The organism is Prevotella sp. P6B1 (assembly GCF_000702825.1).
In the GTDB taxonomy this organism is placed as follows: domain Bacteria; phylum Bacteroidota; class Bacteroidia; order Bacteroidales; family Bacteroidaceae; genus Prevotella.
This window is the reverse complement of record NZ_JNKF01000014.1, coordinates 18,002-34,652: the sequence shown is the minus strand read 5'-3', so window position 1 is coordinate 34,652 and position 16,651 is coordinate 18,002. Positions and strand designations below refer to the sequence as shown.

Below are 16,651 nucleotides of genomic sequence, written 5' to 3'. Positions count from 1 at the left end.
AAGTCCATTCTCATTTTTTTGTTTGTATTATTTGAATTGCCTGTTGTAATTGCCAGGGGATGACAGACGCTTTACTTCTTCTTAATAATACTTTTAACTATAATATCTATTTTCTTTCCATTACTCTCCTCATAAAAATCCAAAACTATCTTTTTAGAAAAATCATGTGTAATCAGAACGATTATTCCTTCTGGGTCATCTTCATAATCAAAATCGATATTAAATAAATCTATTGATTCCAAGGGACACAAACCACATTCACTACCATGTGTTAACCAAATATACAAAGGATTATTACCAAAAATATCCTTTATCATTCCCCATTCTTCTTTTTTATCACAAAAATCCAAGGTTCTTTTATTAACAGTTTTGTAAATTAAACTCAAAGGATATATATTATCTGTTTCAACAACAGATAATAACATTGTTGGTTCAACTCCCTTTAAAATGATTCTATTAAGTGTTCTGATATATTTATCAAGATACTTAATCTTGCCAATAAGCTTTCGCTTTTTTTGTTCCAATGTTTCCATTTATTCGTATTCTGCTTTACTTTTTGAATTTCTTAATTTGGGCCTTCCATATTTGTTCATTTCAGGCTTACCATTATCTGTCTTTATACCACCCGCTTCCCAATGAGGCACATCATGTGAGCGATCTTTGGTTTGCTGCTGTACCGATTTTGTCTCAGTCGTTCCATAAGAATCAGATATCTCGCATGTCAGGGGACAGTCCCGTGCCAGAGAGATTCACATGACCATAGACCGACATCGCTCCAGATAGCAATAATGGTAGTAATAATTTCAGTTTCATAAATAATATATCACTAATGGTTGTAATGATCACTCTCACCTCCCTTCAATCCTTTTGCCCTTACGGAATGGGAACTTTTTGTAGTTTCTTCAGCAAATATGCATCAGTCACTTTATACAAAGTATCACCCCAGTGGTATTCGTCTGTCGTGATGATAAGAAAAGTATCATTCACAATGGTCAATTTCCAATTGAGTGAACCCATTTCAATAACAGAATCATTCACCATAGACCATGTTGGAATAGTTTCCACGTCATCTACATCATGGAGATAGAATTTCTTGTCGGCATATCTTTCTTCGAGAGTATACATCCTTCCTTCACGATCAAAATACATGTAGAATTTTGTTTTGACATCAGGATCTGAATGCGCATAATACCAATACTGACAGCTATCGCCAGCTATCAGCCTTGCTTTATCATATCCTTTTGAGCAAGACATGACACAAAACAAAAATAACGATATATATACAATCTGTTTCATCTTACCACGTCTAAATCATAACTATTAACATCACTTCCCGTTCTTCTATAAACAATCTGCATCCCGGTCTTATTAAGACCTTTATTTGCATCGTTTACTAAAGATAGAATATCCATGCAGATAGAATAGGAATCAATGGTATGTACTCGTCTGACATGATCTACCGTATCGTTCTCGGCCAGTACGATAGCCCCCATGGCATCAACCTTAATGGTGGTTACACCTAACTCACGGAAAGGATGATTACCACAATACATGCCTTCGCATCGGAAAGGCATGCTGATAGAGTCGCCATATACAAGCGGGAATCTCTTGGAGATCTTATCATCGACATACGCACGTTTTTCCAACGCCGTTTCACTGCCAAGGAGTACAAGCGTGTCGGGGGTTGTACGATAGTAGCTATTCTTAAAGGTTTCAATGACCGACACCATGCCTGTGCTGTCTTTCATAAACATCACCTGCGAAGACTCCTTGGAGCCCAGTTTCTTTGAAAAGTCCCATACTCTGTTCATCCCGCCTCTGCCGGGAGAGAAGTAGCGGATTTTGCATTTCTGCAAGCTGTCGGTCGATTCTGGCATCATGCCAGACAGATTCACCTGACCATAGACCGGCATCGCTCCAGATAGCAATAATGATAGTAAGAATTTCAGTTTCATATGTGATTTTTTACAAATGGTTGTAATGATAACTTCATTTAACCATTGATTCCATTTTATTCTACACGTTTTTAATAATCAAATGGTGATTCTTTACCTGTTAAGCCCTCTTTCCCGTCAATACTAATTATAAAACCAATGCGTCTGCCTCCAAACGGCAACATACTTTTTTGACGATAGATTCCTATTCCATTATCCTTCTTGTCATACATAAAAACTCCGCTAAATAGAGAGTCTTCTGTTTCATGATTCTGTAAAGGATAATAATCGTCTGAATCATATACATTGGGATACAACTTAGGCTTGAATAGAAACAATTGTGGTTTTGTAACAACACGGACTACATTCAAATCGTATCTATATGCCCCATCAATAAGTGTGATACTATTGTCCCAATTAAACTTGATAGTCATTTTTCGTGGGGCACTATTACCATAAAGCAACGGTATTTCAGAATAGACATCACCTTTATGAATATACCAACATGTGGGATATAGTTGGAAGCGTAATTTCAATTCCAGTATCCGATCATGCCAAGAGTCATCAAGATATCCGCCAAGGTATTCCTCAGCATCAATATCATTAAGCTGGACAAAAGGCAAATAACACAACACGAAAGATGTTGTTAAAGCGATGCAAAACACTGTAGAGTATACTCTCTTTCTTGAATTTATTTTTTTCATTGCAAATATTATTTGTATTCAAATCCACTCGTACCAGGCTTTAGGTCTCTCATTCCAGAATATTGGGAGGTCGTGTATTTACCATTTTTTATAGTACTCCAAATCCCTGGACCTTTTCCATATGAATTATCAGTTTCTTAGAAAAATCCCATACTCTGTTCATCCCGCCTCTGCCGGGCGAGAAGTAGCGGATCTTGCATTTCTGCAAGCTGTCGGTCGATTCTGGTGCCATGCCAGACAGATTCACCTGACCATAGACTGATATCGCTCCATATAGCAATAATGGTAGTAATAATTTCTGTTTCATAAAAATACATCACAAATTCGATAATGATCATTTTCTTAACCCCATAATTTCTCTTTCTCGATTCCGTGAATCACATAGGTCCTTTTTATTTATTCTATTGGTGGAGCCACAAAATCTACACGTTTTTTCACCTCGTCTGTAACAAAACTAAACGTTCCATTAGAATCTTGTTCACATACGATTGCGTGCTTATAAAATAATTTTTCAACTTCATGGCTATTCTCTTGATTCCTATTCTTAGGATACTCTCTTTTTATATATGAAGAATCGGTTAGCCCACTAAGTGATGATTGCAAAAAGATAATGGTATTGTTGTACTTGAAGAATAAAGAAATATCCTTCCTAGAACAGATAAATTCGCTATATGCCGGACCAATTATCCAATAGTCATGGATTTTCTGATTGTCTAACCAATTTTCATCAATGTCTGACAAAATCAATAAGGTGTCATTGTAAGGGTATTTACCTATATAATAGTCAATTTGATTCAATAAACTTTTGTTGATTATTGAAACAGGTATGCCTGTATGTTCTATGTTCGTTTTATTTGAGCAACCATAGAAAAATATACAAAGTGTACTTAGACAATAAAATATTTTATTCATAAAAATTAAATTTGCCAATTGTTATTTTTAATGTATTCTGCAAATGATAAATTTGTTCTGAGTAAACTGCTCACTTTACTGAAATTCCCAGGTAAAGAAAATATTGAATACTGGTCTCTATTACTGACGATACCATAAACATTATTGTTATGTCCTAATACAAACACGGGAATTTTCATCTTTGCGGCTAAGTTACCATCGTTCCCTTCACCATAAAAAGAGGGTGAAGCATCGCCTTGCCGTTCTTGAGGGTGAGGCTGCCGCCAAGCAGATAGTCCGTAGAGTCTGCTTGCAATATCTGCGATGATGTCAGCTCGGCAGGCTTCACACCCCAGGTTCTGGTGATATTCGGCTTGGCGGTATAGTGAACAGCACGTAGCTTCTTGCCTGATGTGCTATATACATACTTCGTCACGCTGCCGTTGGTGAAGTATATCTGTTTCGGGTTGTTGTTCCAGTCGTAGGTGATATTACCGGTTTCAATGACCGACACCATGCCTGTGCTGTCTTTCATAAACATCACCTGCGAAGACTCCTTAGAGCCCAGCTTTTTGGAAAAGTCCCATACTCTGTTCATCCCGCCTCTGCCGGGAGAGAAGTAGCGGATTTTGCATTTCTGCAAGCTGTCGGCCGATTCTGGCACCATGCCAGACAGATTCACCTGACCATAGACCGGCATCGCTCCAGATAGCAATAATGGTAATAATAATTTCAGTTTCATATATAACTTATTATGTCTATCTTCGTGTGATTACTTGATTATTCACTTTCCATATGAGGAAATAGAATTTTTAATTCCTTCTCTGAGTAACCTCCTGCTTTATAGTTCGAATCCGTAGAATTCACTTTGAAATATATTACCATCTTGTTGGCTATATCAATAATTGCAGTTCCGTAATTCCTACCCCCTTCTTCTTTGTATACAAGTACATTTTGACTTGGACTGATTGTACACATGCATTCTGGTTCTCGAATTATTGGGAAATGCGTATATAGATTTACATAAACATATATCGAATCATTTTTCTTATAGCCAACATATTGGCGGAAATACTTTCTTAGCCGAAAAGGCTCCTCATTAACACAACCATCTCTATCGTAAAGATAGTAGTTAAAGTAATTCCTAAGAATATCTTTAGCTAAGCTATATTCCTGATCAGAGAGAGAGTAAAATGACATACCTTTTTTTAGGAGAAACGTACTATCAGGATATATATATGTAGTATCCTTATTCAGCAAAAAATCCAGTCCATTTTCGGAATAATCAGTCGCCCATACAATCTGAAAATCATCTATAGACGATTTCTGGATACCTCTGCATGACAGAAAAATACATATGCAAACAAGTAGTTTGCCTACAAGCTTTATAAGTTTAAAATCCATATTCAAAACCTTTTGTTCCAACTTGACTATCCGAGGGGTAAGTTATAGGATTTCCAGATTCGTCCACAAGTGGCTTCCCATTAAGATATACTTCCCAATGACCTTCAACCTCTTCACCTGTTTTTTCATTAATTGTAGTAGCAATCCTTTCATCACCATTTGATGATGTATGAACATTTTCTGTAGGAGCTATAATAATTACATTCTGAAACTCCTGAGCCCCGGAAATTTTCTGAGCAAACTCAGACGTTGCACATGAATGTAGAATTAGAACTGCCTGTTCTGTACTTGTTTGGGACCAATCATGGTCATACTTTCTAATCAAATCACTCAACTCACTCGCATCTTCTACAAATAGGCTCTCACGTGATCTTGAATGATAATATCCACCTCCTCTAATTCTTGGTGCATAATAATCTATTTCAACTTCAATTCCAGTAGCCTTACTTCTTTGTGTTTTTTTATTTCCATCCGGATCAATATACTTCACAGGACTATTTCCACAATACACATACGGACTGATTCCTCTATAATCTTCTGCCAATGGATCTATTCTATCCCATCTTAGCAGGATTGGGTCATATTGTCTGGCGCCGTGGTCGTAAGTGTTCAGGCCATGCATCTTATCGAGTTCCTTGCCATTGTATTTGTAGGGTTGGAAGTCGGGATTTGTGGCGGCTGAGTTGTCTGCGTATGGGGCGCCGAAGGGATAATAGGGTTTCATATCAATGGCTTTTAGTTATTTAAATAACCATGGCAAAGATAGTAAAAGTTTTAATATCAACACCATGTTTTAACAATGGATAGTAGTCTTTTATGAAAATTTTGCAAAGTACCTAAAGAATTATTGCGCGCTAACTACTTTGCACGTGAAAAGTACTTAGAGAAAAACGACGTATGATTAATCACTTTTTGGATGACTTCTATAGACTGCGGCGGCGGAACTCACTGCAGGTGATGGCGGTGGCAACGCCTACGTTGAGACTGTCGGCCGTGTCGCCTTGGTGAAAGTCGGGGATCAACAGTTTGTGGGTGACGCGGGCACGAACGGTTTCGCTGATGCCGTTACCCTCATTGCCCATGACGATGATGCCATGCTGCGAAAGTGACTGGGTGTAGATATTCTCGCCATCGAGGAAAGTGCCGTAGATGGGGAAGTCGGCGGGCAGACTGTCGAACAGTTGGATGGGGTTGGTATATACAATCTGTACGCGGGCGATAGAACCCATTGTGGCTTGGATAACCTTAGGGTTCCAAGCATCGACAGTACCTTCGCTACAGTAGATGGTGGAGATGCCGAACCAGTCGGCTATGCGGATGATGGTGCCCAGATTGCCTGGGTCCTGAACATTGTCGAGGAGAAGGCTGAGGGCAGAGCTGTCTAGGCTGATGGCTGATGTCTCAGGGATAGGGAAGAGGGCGAGCACTTGTTGCGGGTGCTGCAGGAGTGAGAGACGTGTGAGCTCGTCGGGGGTGACCTCAATGGCGCCTGCCATCTGATTGGTGGCAAGCCAGTCGGAAGTAGCGAATAACTGACGAGGGGTGAAACCGGCTTCCAACAAATCGCCAACCACCTTATGTCCTTCGGCTATGAAAAGACCCTCTTGCTTGCGAAACTTCTTGAGTTCGAGCTGATGCACGTATTTTATCTGATTTTTGCTGATCATATACTATAAAAATGCGAAAATTCTGTGCAAAGATACGAATTAATTGAGAATTTAGAATTAAGAATTGAGAGTTTTTATTAATTTTGCAGCGAAAATGAGTCGAAAAAGAGAAAAATATAGGTATTTACCATATGTATGCTTGTCGGCAGCGGCACTATTGGTGTGCAGTTGCTCGGTAACGCGCGACCTTCCGGAAGGCAGTTATCTGTTGGATGACGTCAAGGTGGTGGCCGATGGAAAATATTGCGATATCAGTACCAGTCAACTGAAGGGCTATGTACGCCAGAAGGGTAACTCGCGCTGGTTTTCGGCCGTGAAACTGCCCTTAGGTGTCTATGCGCTGGCTGGTAAGGATAGCTCATGGGTGAACCGTACGCTGCGCCAGATGGGCGAGGCGCCGGTGATCTACGACTCGGTGCAGGCTCAGATGACCTGTAAGGACCTGCAGCAGGCTTTGCAGAACAAAGGCTATCTGGATGCCCAGGTTGAACTGTACACTGACCAGAAGAAACATAAGCTGGATGCCGTCTATGTGTTGCATCCGGGACAGCCGTATTTCGTGCGTGAACTGGAATATGAAATCGAGGATACGACGGTTGCACGTTTGATGAAGCACCGTCGTTCGCTCTTGCACCCCGGTATGCAGTTCAGTGTGGAGACCTTGTCGGCCGAACGCAACCAGATGACGCAGCATCTGCAGAATAACGGTTATTTCCGTTTTCATAAGGAGTATATTACCTATGCGGCTCAGAAAGATGAACAGCAGCACGGCGTGAACCTGAAGTTGCGTCTGCAACAGCAGCACAAAGTTTATCTTATCGATGATATCGCGTATGAAAGTTCCGGCGAGGAGCAGCGGCTGCATCTGCGTCCGAAGGTGCTCAGCGAGAATACCTTTTTAGAGGCGGGTGGTCCTTATTCGGCAGAGAAACTGCAGAACACGTATAACCACTTCGGACGTTTGGGAGCGGTGAAGTACACTAATATTGCTTTTGAACAGCAGCCCGATACAACACTGCTCAACGCCAAGATACAGATACAGACCAACAAGCCATCGACCATCAGTTTTCAACCTGAGGGTACGAATACGGCTGGTGATTTCGGTGCGGCTGCATCGCTGACGTATCAGAACCGTAACCTGTTTCGTGGCTCCGAGACTTTCAGTCTGCAGCTGCGTGGTGCCTACGAGGCCATCAAGGGTCTGGAGGGGTATAGTCATCGGAACTTTACGGAGTATAGTGTTGAGACGCGACTCTCGTTCCCACGATTCATCATGCCTTTCCTGAGTCGCAGTTTCCGTCGCAGAACACTTGCCACGAGCGATCTGTCACTGATTTACGACACGCAAGACCGTCCTGAGTTCCACCGTCGTGTGCTCACTGCTGGTTGGTCGTACCAGTGGAAACCGCAGAATCATCACGACAGCTACCGCTTTGATCTGGTGAACCTGAACTATGTGTTCATGCCCTGGATCAGCGAGACCTTCAAGAAGGAGTATTTAGACAATGAGACGAACTATAACGCTATCCTTCGCTATAACTACGAGGATCTCTTTATCATGCGTATGGGCTTCGGTTATGCGTATAATAACGGTCATGTGGCTCTGAAGGCGAATGTGGAAACGGCTGGTAATCTGCTGAATATCAGTTCGAAACTGCTGAACGCCTCGAAGAACAGCGAGACGGGACAATACACGCTCTTTAATATTGCCTATGCCCAGTATGTGAAGGGCGACTTTGATTATACCCAGGAGCTGATGCGAGGTACTAACGACCAGTTGGTGTTCCATATCGGTGTGGGGCTGGCTTATCCGTATGGCAACTCGACCGTGCTGCCTTTCGAGAAACGTTACTTCTCGGGTGGTGCCAACAGCGTCAGAGGATGGACTGTGAGAAGCTTGGGACCAGGTCGCTATAAGGATAAAGACGGGCGTATAAACTTTATTACACAGACGGGCGATATGAAGCTCGACTTGAATGCGGAATACAGAACCAAGCTATTCTGGAAATTTAATGGCGCACTCTTTGTGGATGCTGGTAATATATGGACTTTCAGGGATTATAATGGTCAGGAAGGCGGACGTTTTACCTTTAGTCGATTGTTGAGCGATCTGGCGGTTAGCTATGGTATGGGCGTAAGATTAAATTTTGACTATTTTATCCTGCGCTTCGATTTGGGTATGAAGGCGGTGAACCCCGCTTTCGAGATAGAATCAGACGATCACTACCCGTTGTTGCACCCACGTCTGTCGCGCGATTTGGCTTTTCACTTCGCAGTAGGTATGCCATTCTAAAATTAATAAATAATGTGAAAAGCGGGTGCCGTTTCATATTATTTTAGTACCTTTGCACGAAAATTATTATACGACATGTTGAAATTTATATCGTTTGGAAGCGGTAGCAGCGGTAATTGCTATTATCTGGGCACTGCGACAGACGGGCTGATAATAGATATAGGCATCGGAATACGCACACTGAAGAAATACTGTAAGGAATACGGTATTCAGTTGAATTCTGTGAAGCGCATCCTGATAACACACGATCATGCTGATCATATCAAATCAGTAGGAGCCCTGAGTCATGACATGAATCTGCCTGTCTATGCTACGCACAAAGTGCACGAGGGAATAGATAAGAACTATTGCATTACCCGCAAAGTATCGGCTGACCATAAGAAAGAAATAGTACCAGGTGAGAGTATCACCCTTGGCGACTTCAAAGTGAAACCTTTTGCGGTGCCTCATGATGCCTCTGAGAATGTGGGCTACGAGATTGAGGTTGAGGGTATTGTGTTTGTGGTAATTACCGACGTGGGGCGTATCACAGAGGATATCTGCGCCAGCATCCGTCGTGCCAACTATCTGGTCATTGAGGCTAACCACGATGTAGAGATGCTGAAGACGGGGCCTTATCCCGATTATCTGAAGCAGCGCATCAGAAGCGGCAACGGACACCTGTCGAACATGGAGTGCGGCGAAGCCTTAGTGGAGAATATGACCGAAGCACTTAAGCATGTGTGGCTATGCCATCTGAGCGAAGAGAATAATCACCCCGAATTGGCCCGTAAGACGGTGGAGACCATCCTGCGCAGTCATGGCGTGATTCCTGGTAAGGACTTGAAACTCGAAGTGCTTAAGCGCAAAACGCCTACTGGTGTCTATGAACTCGAGAATAACGAGGCGTAACAATCGTATAAATTATCAAATAGTCAAAAAAAGATGGTCGAGGTAATTGTAAAGGATGAAGAGCTGCAGAAGGCAGCCATGGAGGGAATGGATGAATTCCTGGATGTGTTTGTAAAGGCTATCTACGACGCCATTGGCGGCGAACTGACAGCCGAGAGTATGCAGCAGCTCAATGCCGACCAGCTGACGCTATTGGCTTGGAGTATCCTGCACGAAGAGGTGATGGATGGTGGTTTCGTACAGCTCATCTACAACGGCTACGGACCATTTATCTTCAAGAATCCGCTGGCTAAAGCCTTACGCCAGTGGGATATGCGTGCGCCATCGAAGCTGATCTACGATGCCCACACGCTGTGGCTGAAATATCGTGAGGAGATAGAAACAGAGAAGAGCGACGAGGACTTCATGGCCATGTTTGAGCAGTATCCGGAATTCGAGAACCTCGACGACATCTTTATTGAGAACGAAGAGGAGTGGGTGAGCGACATCGCACATTATGTCGATGATCATCTCGAGAACTTCGCAACTATTAAGTGATATGAATAAGACTGAGGAACAGATAAGGAAAAAGAGTCCGGTGCAGATTCGCAACAAGAAGGCCTCGTTCGAGTACTTCTTCATCGATACCTATACAGCTGGTATCGTGCTGACGGGTACGGAGATCAAGAGTATCCGACTGGGAAAGGCGAGTCTGGTTGACACCTATTGCGTGGTGATCAACGGCGAACTCTGGGTGAAGGGCATGAATGTAAGCCCTTACTTCTACGGTTCGTACAACAACCACGAGATGAAGCGCGACCGCAAACTGCTGTTGAACAAGAAAGAGATCCGTGCCTTAGAGAGTGCCACCAAACAGACGGGTTACACCATTGTGCCCATCCTGGTGTTTATCGACGAGAAAGGTCGTGCCAAGGTGGATGTGGCGCTGTGTAAGGGTAAGAAGGAGTTCGACAAGCGACAGACGCTGAAAGAGAAGGAGGATCGCCGTGAGATGGACCGTGCAATGAAAGTTTGGAAGTGATTGAACAGTAAGACATGAGTAAACTAAACGAGATCATAAACGAGAGAGTTCTCATACTCGATGGAGCCATGGGAACGATGATTGGTGCTGTGATCGGTAAGGTAGGTAACAGCGATGAACTTAACCTTTTGCGCCCCGAAGTGGTGTCGGAAATTCATCGTAAATACCTCGAAGCCGGCGCTGATATCATTACGACCAATACGTTCAGCAGCCAACGTATTTCGCAAGCTGACTACCAGTTAGAGGAGCGTGCTTGGGAAATGGCTTGCAAGGGTGCTCAGTTGGCGCGCATCGAAGCCGACAAATTTACTACAGAGGAAAAACCAAGATTCGTGGCTGGTTCGATAGGACCGACCAATAAAACCCTGTCGATGTCGCCTGACGTCAGCAATCCTGCGCTCCGCGACATTACATACGACGAACTGTTGGATGCCTATATGGAACAGGTTGACGGACTGATTGAGGGCGGGGTTGACACCTTGTTGATAGAGACCATCTTCGATACACTGAATGCCAAGTGTGCCATCGATGCCGCTATGCGGGTGATGGAGAAAAGGCAATTACAGCTGCCCATTATGCTCTCGGTAACTGTGAGCGATCTGGCGGGCAGAACACTCTCAGGACAGACACTCGATGCCTTCCTGGCCAGCGTTAGCACGTATCCCATATTCTCTATCGGATTGAACTGCTCTTTTGGTGCTACGCAGATGAAACCCTTTATCCGCGAACTGGCCCAGAAAGCCCCATACTATATCAGTTGCTATCCTAATGCCGGATTGCCTAATGCGCTCGGACTCTATGACGAGACTGCCGAGAGTATGGCGCCTAAGATGGGTGAACTGGTGGACGAGGGTATCGTCAACATCATCGGTGGTTGTTGTGGTACCACTGATGAATTTATCCGCTTGTACCAGCCATTGGTGGTAGGCAAGAAGCCCCATGTGCCAGCCTCTATGCCGAGCACGATGTGGTTGTCGGGATTGGAACTGCAGAACGTCACCGAAGAGGTACATTTTGTAAATGTGGGTGAGCGTTGTAATGTGGCGGGCTCACGCAAATTCCTGCGACTTATCAAGGAAAAGAATTACAGCGAAGCTCTGTCGATAGCCCGTAAGCAGGTGAGCGACGGAGCGCTGGTGATTGATATCAATATGGACGATGGTCTGTTGGATGCCCAACAGGAAATGACCACCTTTCTCAACATGATTGCCGCCGAACCGGATATTGCCAAGGTGCCTGTAATGATCGACTCGTCGAACTGGGAGGTCATCAAGGCTGGACTTAAATGTGTGCAGGGCAAGAGCATTGTGAACTCGATTTCACTGAAAGAGGGTGAACAGAAGTTTATTGAGCACGCACAGGATGTGATGCGCTATGGCGCTGCGGTGGTAGTGATGTGTTTCGATGAAGAAGGACAGGCTACCACGTATGAGCGACGTATTGAGATTGCTGAGCGCGCCTTCCGTATTCTTACCGAACAGGTAGGCATGAACCCGCTCGACATTATCTTCGACCCGAATATCCTGGCCATTGCTACGGGTATGGAGGAACATGATGCCTATGCCGCCGATTTTATCCGTGCAACGGGTTGGATTCATGAAAACCTGAAAGGCGCGCACGTTAGCGGCGGTGTGAGTAACCTGAGTTTCTCGTTCCGTGGTAACAACTATATCCGTGAGGCAATGCATGCCGTATTCCTTTATCATGCCATTCAGCATGGTATGGATTTTGGTATCGTAAACCCTTCTACGAAAGTAATTTACGCTGATATTCCTCAAGACCAGCTTGAGGTTATTGAAGACGTTGTGCTGAATCGTAAGAAGGGTGCCTCTGAGCGCCTCATCGAGTTGGCTGGCAAAATCATGGAGGAGGAGTTGGCCAAGAAAGAGGCTGGGGGAGCAAGTGCGGAGAAACGCCCTTTTGAGGATCGCCTTCAGACGTCGGTAGAGGACCGTCTGGCCCAGTCTTTAGTGAAGGGCGACGGTACCTTTCTCGAAGAGGATCTGAAGGAAGCATTGGCTAAGTTTGAACATGCGGTAGAGATTATCGAAGGTCCGCTGATGGCGGGTATGAACAAGGTGGGAAAGCTGTTCGGTGAAGGTAAGATGTTCCTGCCTCAGGTGGTGAAAACCGCCCGTACCATGAAGCAGGCAGTAGATATCCTGCAACCCTTCATAGAAGCCGAGAAAACCGAGAGTACGACCTCGGCAGGTAAAGTGCTGTTGGCAACCGTGAAGGGTGATGTTCACGACATTGGTAAGAATATTGTCAGTGTGGTGATGGCCTGTAACGGCTACGAGGTGGTGGATATGGGTGTCATGGTGCCCGCCGACCAGATAGTGAAGAAAGCCCAGGAGGAACATGTGGATATCATCGGATTGAGCGGACTGATCACTCCCAGTTTGGAGGAGATGGTGAACGTGGCTGAGGAGCTGAAGAAAGCTGGTCTGGATATTCCCATCATGATTGGTGGCGCCACTACCAGCGAACTGCATGTAGCGTTGAAGATAGCCCCCGTTTACGGTGGTCCTGTGGTGTGGATGAAGGATGCTTCGCAGAATGCGCTGATGGCTGCCAAGCTGTTGGCCGATAAGCAGACCGTGGAGCACGAACTTGATAAGAAATATGATAACCTGCGTGAGGAATATCATCAGGAACAAGCGCAGATTGTGTCACTCGAAGAAGCAAGAAAGAATAAACCCAGATATGAAGAATAGATTAGTTTTGATGGCCATCGCTCTGCTGATGGCAGTGGCAGGAAATGCGCAGAAGAGAGAGATGCGCGGTGCATGGATACAGTGCGTGAACGGACAGTTCCAGAATATGGGAACCGCCAAGATGCAGCAGACATTGACCTATCAGCTCGACGAGCTGAAGAAGGATGGTGTGAATGTGATTATCTTCCAGGTACGCCCAGAGTGCGATGCCCTCTACGAGAGTAAGATAGAGCCATGGAGCCGATTCCTGACAGGTGTTCAGGGCAAGGCGCCCAGCCCTTATTGGGACCCTTTGCAGTGGATGATTGAGGAGTGTCATAAGCGCGACATGGAACTGCATGCTTGGATTAATCCCTTCAGAGCCAAGACCAAGGGTACCAATGTGTTGGCAAAGAATCACATCGCGATTCGTAAGCCTGCAAACTGTTTCGCATACGATGAGCTGTTTATCCTGAATCCTGGAATCGAAGAGAATCGCGATTATATCTGTGAGGTGGCCAAGGATATCGTGGCGCGTTACGATGTGGACGGTATCCATATGGACGACTATTTCTATCCTTATCCGGTAAAGGGTTTGAGCATACCTGATGATGAGCTGTTCCATGATCACTCTAACGGCATCAAGGACCAGAATGATTGGCGCCGCTATAATGTGAACCTGTTTATCGAGCAGTTCTACAAGGCCATCCATGAGGTGAAGCCTTGGGTGAAGGTGGGCATCTCGCCTTTTGGCATCTATCGTAACAAGAAGAGTTCGCCAGTGGGTAGTAATACCAATGGTACTCAGAACTACGACGATTTGTATGCTGATATCCTGTTATGGGTGAATAACGGATGGCTGGATTACTGTGTTCCTCAGTTGTACTGGGAGATAGGAAATAAGGCCGCTGATTATGCAACCCTTATTAAATGGTGGAGTCAGCACGCTGCTGTTCGTCCGTTGGTAATTGGCGAGGATGTGGAACGCACGGTGAAATATGCCGATCCTCAGAATCCCAACCAGCATCAGTTGGGTGCCAAGATGAATTTGCATCGCCAGAATCCTGCCGTAAAGGGTACTGTTCTGTGGTATGCTAAAGCGGCTGTAGATAATGTGGGCAACTATGGCACATCGCTCCGCGAAGTGTACTGGAAGCATCCTGCCCTCCAGCCCGAAATGCCGTTCATCAGCAATAAGGCACCAAAGAAGGTGAAGAAACTGTCGCCTGTATGGACTGAGGACGGTTATATCCTGTTCTGGATATCGCCAAGCAGTAAGCATTGGGAAAGCAATGCAGAGAAATATGTTGTGTATCGTTTTGCCAAAGGCGAGAAGGTGAATCTGAACGATCCTTCGAAGATTGTTACTATCACCGATAAGTTCTTCTACAAACTGCCATACAATGAGGGCAAGGAGAAGTGGACCTATGTGGTTACTGCATTGAACCGCATCCAGAACGAAAGTAAGCCGGCAACGAAGAAAATAAAACTATAGCGAAGGCGTTATGAAAGGATTGATAGGAGGTTTATTAGGATTATTATTGTTGTGTGCTTGTGGAGGCAGAAGTCTGTCGCCCGAAGAGATGCAGCATAAGTTGGACAGCATCAAACAGCTGGAAATCAGGGAACGTTTAGAGGCTCAAGGTATCAACTTAAAGCATTCGGACAATCCGCTCAAGATGTTCTACGACAGTTTGGAATTGTTGCCGCTTCCTATCGCCTATACCGAGGAGTTTGTGAGGTATCTTCCCAACTTCAAACCGGTGCCGCAGGATATTGCCAAAGCGCTTGAATTGGAAGGACATGACAAACAGAAAGCCATCTCTTTGTCCGAATCTATTGGTGCCCGCTTGATGTTGCTGGCTGCTGATGAGGACGAAGACCGCTATTCGTTGTGGCTCTATTCGCTCGATGACGATTATATGCCGGTAGACAAACTGTGTCTGTATGCTATCAATGAGGATGAGGAACAGGATCTCGATGGTGATGAGGAGATACTACAGTATTTCACCATCACCAGCGATTATGAAATCCATCTGATGGACTACTCGAAGGAGAAGGCCAGAACACGTACAGAGGAAGTGTACACGTTGGATGCAACGCGTAACTTCTTATTGCAGAAAAGTGAGGAGTTGTATTAGTCTTCCAGCAATTTCTTGAGGAAGGCATCAAGATCTTCTTCCAGACCTTCCATCAAGTCGGGATCAATGATGACCGTTTCGTCGTCAACCAGATAGAGTTCTGCCACCGACTCCTTATCGTCGTCTTCCAGTACAAATGAGAAAGGCTTGAGGATAGACATGTTCTCAATGGTATCCTTCATCTTGTCCAAACTCTTACGAATCACCGAGGGAATCTCGTCGAAGAAGTTATCTGAAGTATCGCCGATCCAATCTTCAATAATGCATCGGTTGATTTCCTCATCGTTGTCGTCGAAAGCCATTAATTCACCCGTCTCCTGAGTAACGCGCATGTGGATATCAGTCATGACGGAAGCCTCTTCGGAAGGAGGAAATTTGTCGGCTATCTTGCGGATAGCACGTTCAATCTGCTGGAATGTCAGTTCGGTTGTCTTCATCTTCTTTTATTATTAATCTGTGGCAAAAGTATAAAAAAACTTTTGTAATTGCAAACGATTACGAATATTTTTATAAAAAAACCACGTTTTCGCTTGTTTTATTCAGTAGATTGTCGTACCTTTGCAAAATGTAATGTCTACATAGCAAATCGATGAGTAATACGATATCACATTCGGGAATTATTAAAAGCATAAGCGATGGTTGCATTAAGGTGCAGATCGTCCAGACTTCTGCGTGCGCAGCCTGTAAGGTGGCATCGCATTGCAATGCTGCCGAGTCGAAAGTGAAGATCGTAGATGTGTTCTGTCATAACACCGCTGGTTATACCGTAGGTCAGGAGGTGACAGTGTGGGCATCGAAGGATGTGGCTAACCGCGCTTTGCTATTAGGCTTCGGCGTACCTTTCTTATTATTAATAAGTGTGCTGATGATTGCTCTGAAACTATTGGGCGACGAGGGGTTGTCGGCGCTGGCGGCCATCGCGGCACTGATACCTTATTATCTGGCGCTATGGGTACTGAAAGATCGGATACAGAAACAGATATCATTCCAATTAGAATCATAAAATTAG

At 44.5% G+C, this 16,651-nt stretch carries 19 protein-coding genes; 8 read left to right on the top strand and 11 right to left on the bottom strand.

All coding sequences use genetic code 11. The annotated features are described in order from the left end of the window. Nucleotides 1-71: 71 nt before the first annotated feature. The 10 genes from T495_RS0110960 to T495_RS0110915 all read right to left on the bottom strand — a co-directional run bounded on the left by T495_RS0110960 (nucleotide 72) and on the right by T495_RS0110915 (nucleotide 6,600). The gene (locus tag T495_RS0110960) at nucleotides 72-533 is read right to left on the bottom strand and encodes a hypothetical protein (RefSeq protein WP_028903833.1); all 462 of its coding nucleotides are present in this window, start codon (nucleotides 531-533) and stop codon (nucleotides 72-74) included. A 340-nt stretch (nucleotides 534-873) separates the two neighbouring features. Further along, nucleotides 874-1,296, bottom strand: a complete 423-nt coding sequence (locus T495_RS0110955) for a hypothetical protein (protein WP_155950104.1) — start codon at nucleotides 1,294-1,296, stop codon at nucleotides 874-876. Then, entirely contained in the window at nucleotides 1,293-1,955 is a 663-nt protein-coding gene (locus T495_RS0110950) for a hypothetical protein (protein ID WP_155993612.1), read from the bottom strand. The genes T495_RS0110955 and T495_RS0110950 overlap by 4 nt, the downstream gene beginning before the upstream one ends. Nucleotides 1,956-2,026: 71 nt before the next feature. Continuing rightward, complete coding sequence (locus T495_RS0110945) at nucleotides 2,027-2,638, bottom strand: hypothetical protein (protein WP_155993609.1); 612 nt, start codon at nucleotides 2,636-2,638, stop codon at nucleotides 2,027-2,029. A gap of 137 nt (nucleotides 2,639-2,775) precedes the next feature. Then, nucleotides 2,776-2,976: a hypothetical protein gene (locus T495_RS0110940; protein WP_155993606.1), complete on the bottom strand. Its 201-nt coding sequence runs from the start codon at nucleotides 2,974-2,976 to the stop codon at nucleotides 2,776-2,778. 58 nt (nucleotides 2,977-3,034) lie between these two features. Beyond that, on the bottom strand, nucleotides 3,035-3,550 hold the full coding sequence (locus T495_RS0110935) for a hypothetical protein (RefSeq protein ID WP_155993604.1): 516 nt from the start codon (nucleotides 3,548-3,550) through the stop codon (nucleotides 3,035-3,037). A 187-nt stretch (nucleotides 3,551-3,737) separates the two neighbouring features. Further along, entirely contained in the window at nucleotides 3,738-4,271 is a 534-nt protein-coding gene (locus T495_RS0110930) for a hypothetical protein (protein WP_155993602.1), read from the bottom strand. A 38-nt stretch (nucleotides 4,272-4,309) separates the two neighbouring features. Then, nucleotides 4,310-4,933, bottom strand: coding sequence for a hypothetical protein (locus T495_RS0110925; RefSeq protein WP_028904244.1), 624 nt, complete (start codon nucleotides 4,931-4,933; stop codon nucleotides 4,310-4,312). Then, on the bottom strand, nucleotides 4,923-5,657 hold the full coding sequence (locus T495_RS0110920; RefSeq protein WP_033148718.1) for an RHS repeat-associated core domain-containing protein: 735 nt from the start codon (nucleotides 5,655-5,657) through the stop codon (nucleotides 4,923-4,925). The genes T495_RS0110925 and T495_RS0110920 overlap by 11 nt, the downstream gene beginning before the upstream one ends. Nucleotides 5,658-5,856: 199 nt before the next feature. Beyond that, nucleotides 5,857-6,600: an RNA methyltransferase gene (locus T495_RS0110915; protein ID WP_033148717.1), complete on the bottom strand. Its 744-nt coding sequence runs from the start codon at nucleotides 6,598-6,600 to the stop codon at nucleotides 5,857-5,859. A 94-nt stretch (nucleotides 6,601-6,694) separates the two neighbouring features. Here T495_RS0110915 and T495_RS0110910 point away from each other — a divergent pair, with 94 nt between their 5' ends. The 7 genes from T495_RS0110910 to T495_RS0110880 all read left to right on the top strand — a co-directional run bounded on the left by T495_RS0110910 (nucleotide 6,695) and on the right by T495_RS0110880 (nucleotide 15,642). After that, nucleotides 6,695-8,893, top strand: a complete 2,199-nt coding sequence (locus tag T495_RS0110910; RefSeq protein ID WP_033148716.1) for a BamA/TamA family outer membrane protein — start codon at nucleotides 6,695-6,697, stop codon at nucleotides 8,891-8,893. Between the two features lie 75 nt (nucleotides 8,894-8,968). Next, entirely contained in the window at nucleotides 8,969-9,784 is an 816-nt protein-coding gene (locus T495_RS0110905; protein ID WP_033148715.1) for an MBL fold metallo-hydrolase, read from the top strand. A 33-nt stretch (nucleotides 9,785-9,817) separates the two neighbouring features. Then, nucleotides 9,818-10,321, top strand: a complete 504-nt coding sequence (locus tag T495_RS0110900) for a DMP19 family protein (RefSeq protein ID WP_033148714.1) — start codon at nucleotides 9,818-9,820, stop codon at nucleotides 10,319-10,321. A 1-nt stretch (nucleotide 10,322) separates the two neighbouring features. Beyond that, complete coding sequence (smpB, locus tag T495_RS0110895) at nucleotides 10,323-10,805, top strand: SsrA-binding protein SmpB (RefSeq protein ID WP_028904250.1); 483 nt, start codon at nucleotides 10,323-10,325, stop codon at nucleotides 10,803-10,805. A 14-nt stretch (nucleotides 10,806-10,819) separates the two neighbouring features. Further along, nucleotides 10,820-13,522 carry a methionine synthase gene (metH, locus tag T495_RS0110890; protein ID WP_051652009.1) on the top strand — a complete coding sequence of 901 codons (2,703 nt, stop codon included), beginning with the start codon at nucleotides 10,820-10,822 and terminating at the stop codon, nucleotides 13,520-13,522. Next, the gene (locus T495_RS0110885) at nucleotides 13,512-14,996 is read left to right on the top strand and encodes a family 10 glycosylhydrolase (protein WP_033148713.1); all 1,485 of its coding nucleotides are present in this window, start codon (nucleotides 13,512-13,514) and stop codon (nucleotides 14,994-14,996) included. The genes metH and T495_RS0110885 overlap by 11 nt, the downstream gene beginning before the upstream one ends. 10 nt (nucleotides 14,997-15,006) lie before the next feature. Further along, the gene (locus tag T495_RS0110880; RefSeq protein ID WP_155950138.1) at nucleotides 15,007-15,642 is read left to right on the top strand and encodes a hypothetical protein; all 636 of its coding nucleotides are present in this window, start codon (nucleotides 15,007-15,009) and stop codon (nucleotides 15,640-15,642) included. Here T495_RS0110880 and T495_RS0110875 read toward each other — a convergent pair. Further along, nucleotides 15,639-16,079 (bottom strand): hypothetical protein, encoded by a 441-nt coding sequence (locus T495_RS0110875; RefSeq protein WP_028904253.1) that lies wholly within the window; start codon nucleotides 16,077-16,079, stop codon nucleotides 15,639-15,641. The genes T495_RS0110880 and T495_RS0110875 overlap by 4 nt on opposite strands. A gap of 152 nt (nucleotides 16,080-16,231) precedes the next feature. Between T495_RS0110875 and T495_RS0110870 the strand changes: the two genes are divergently transcribed. Continuing rightward, entirely contained in the window at nucleotides 16,232-16,645 is a 414-nt protein-coding gene (locus tag T495_RS0110870; RefSeq protein ID WP_028904254.1) for a SoxR reducing system RseC family protein, read from the top strand. Nucleotides 16,646-16,651: the final 6 nt, after the last annotated feature.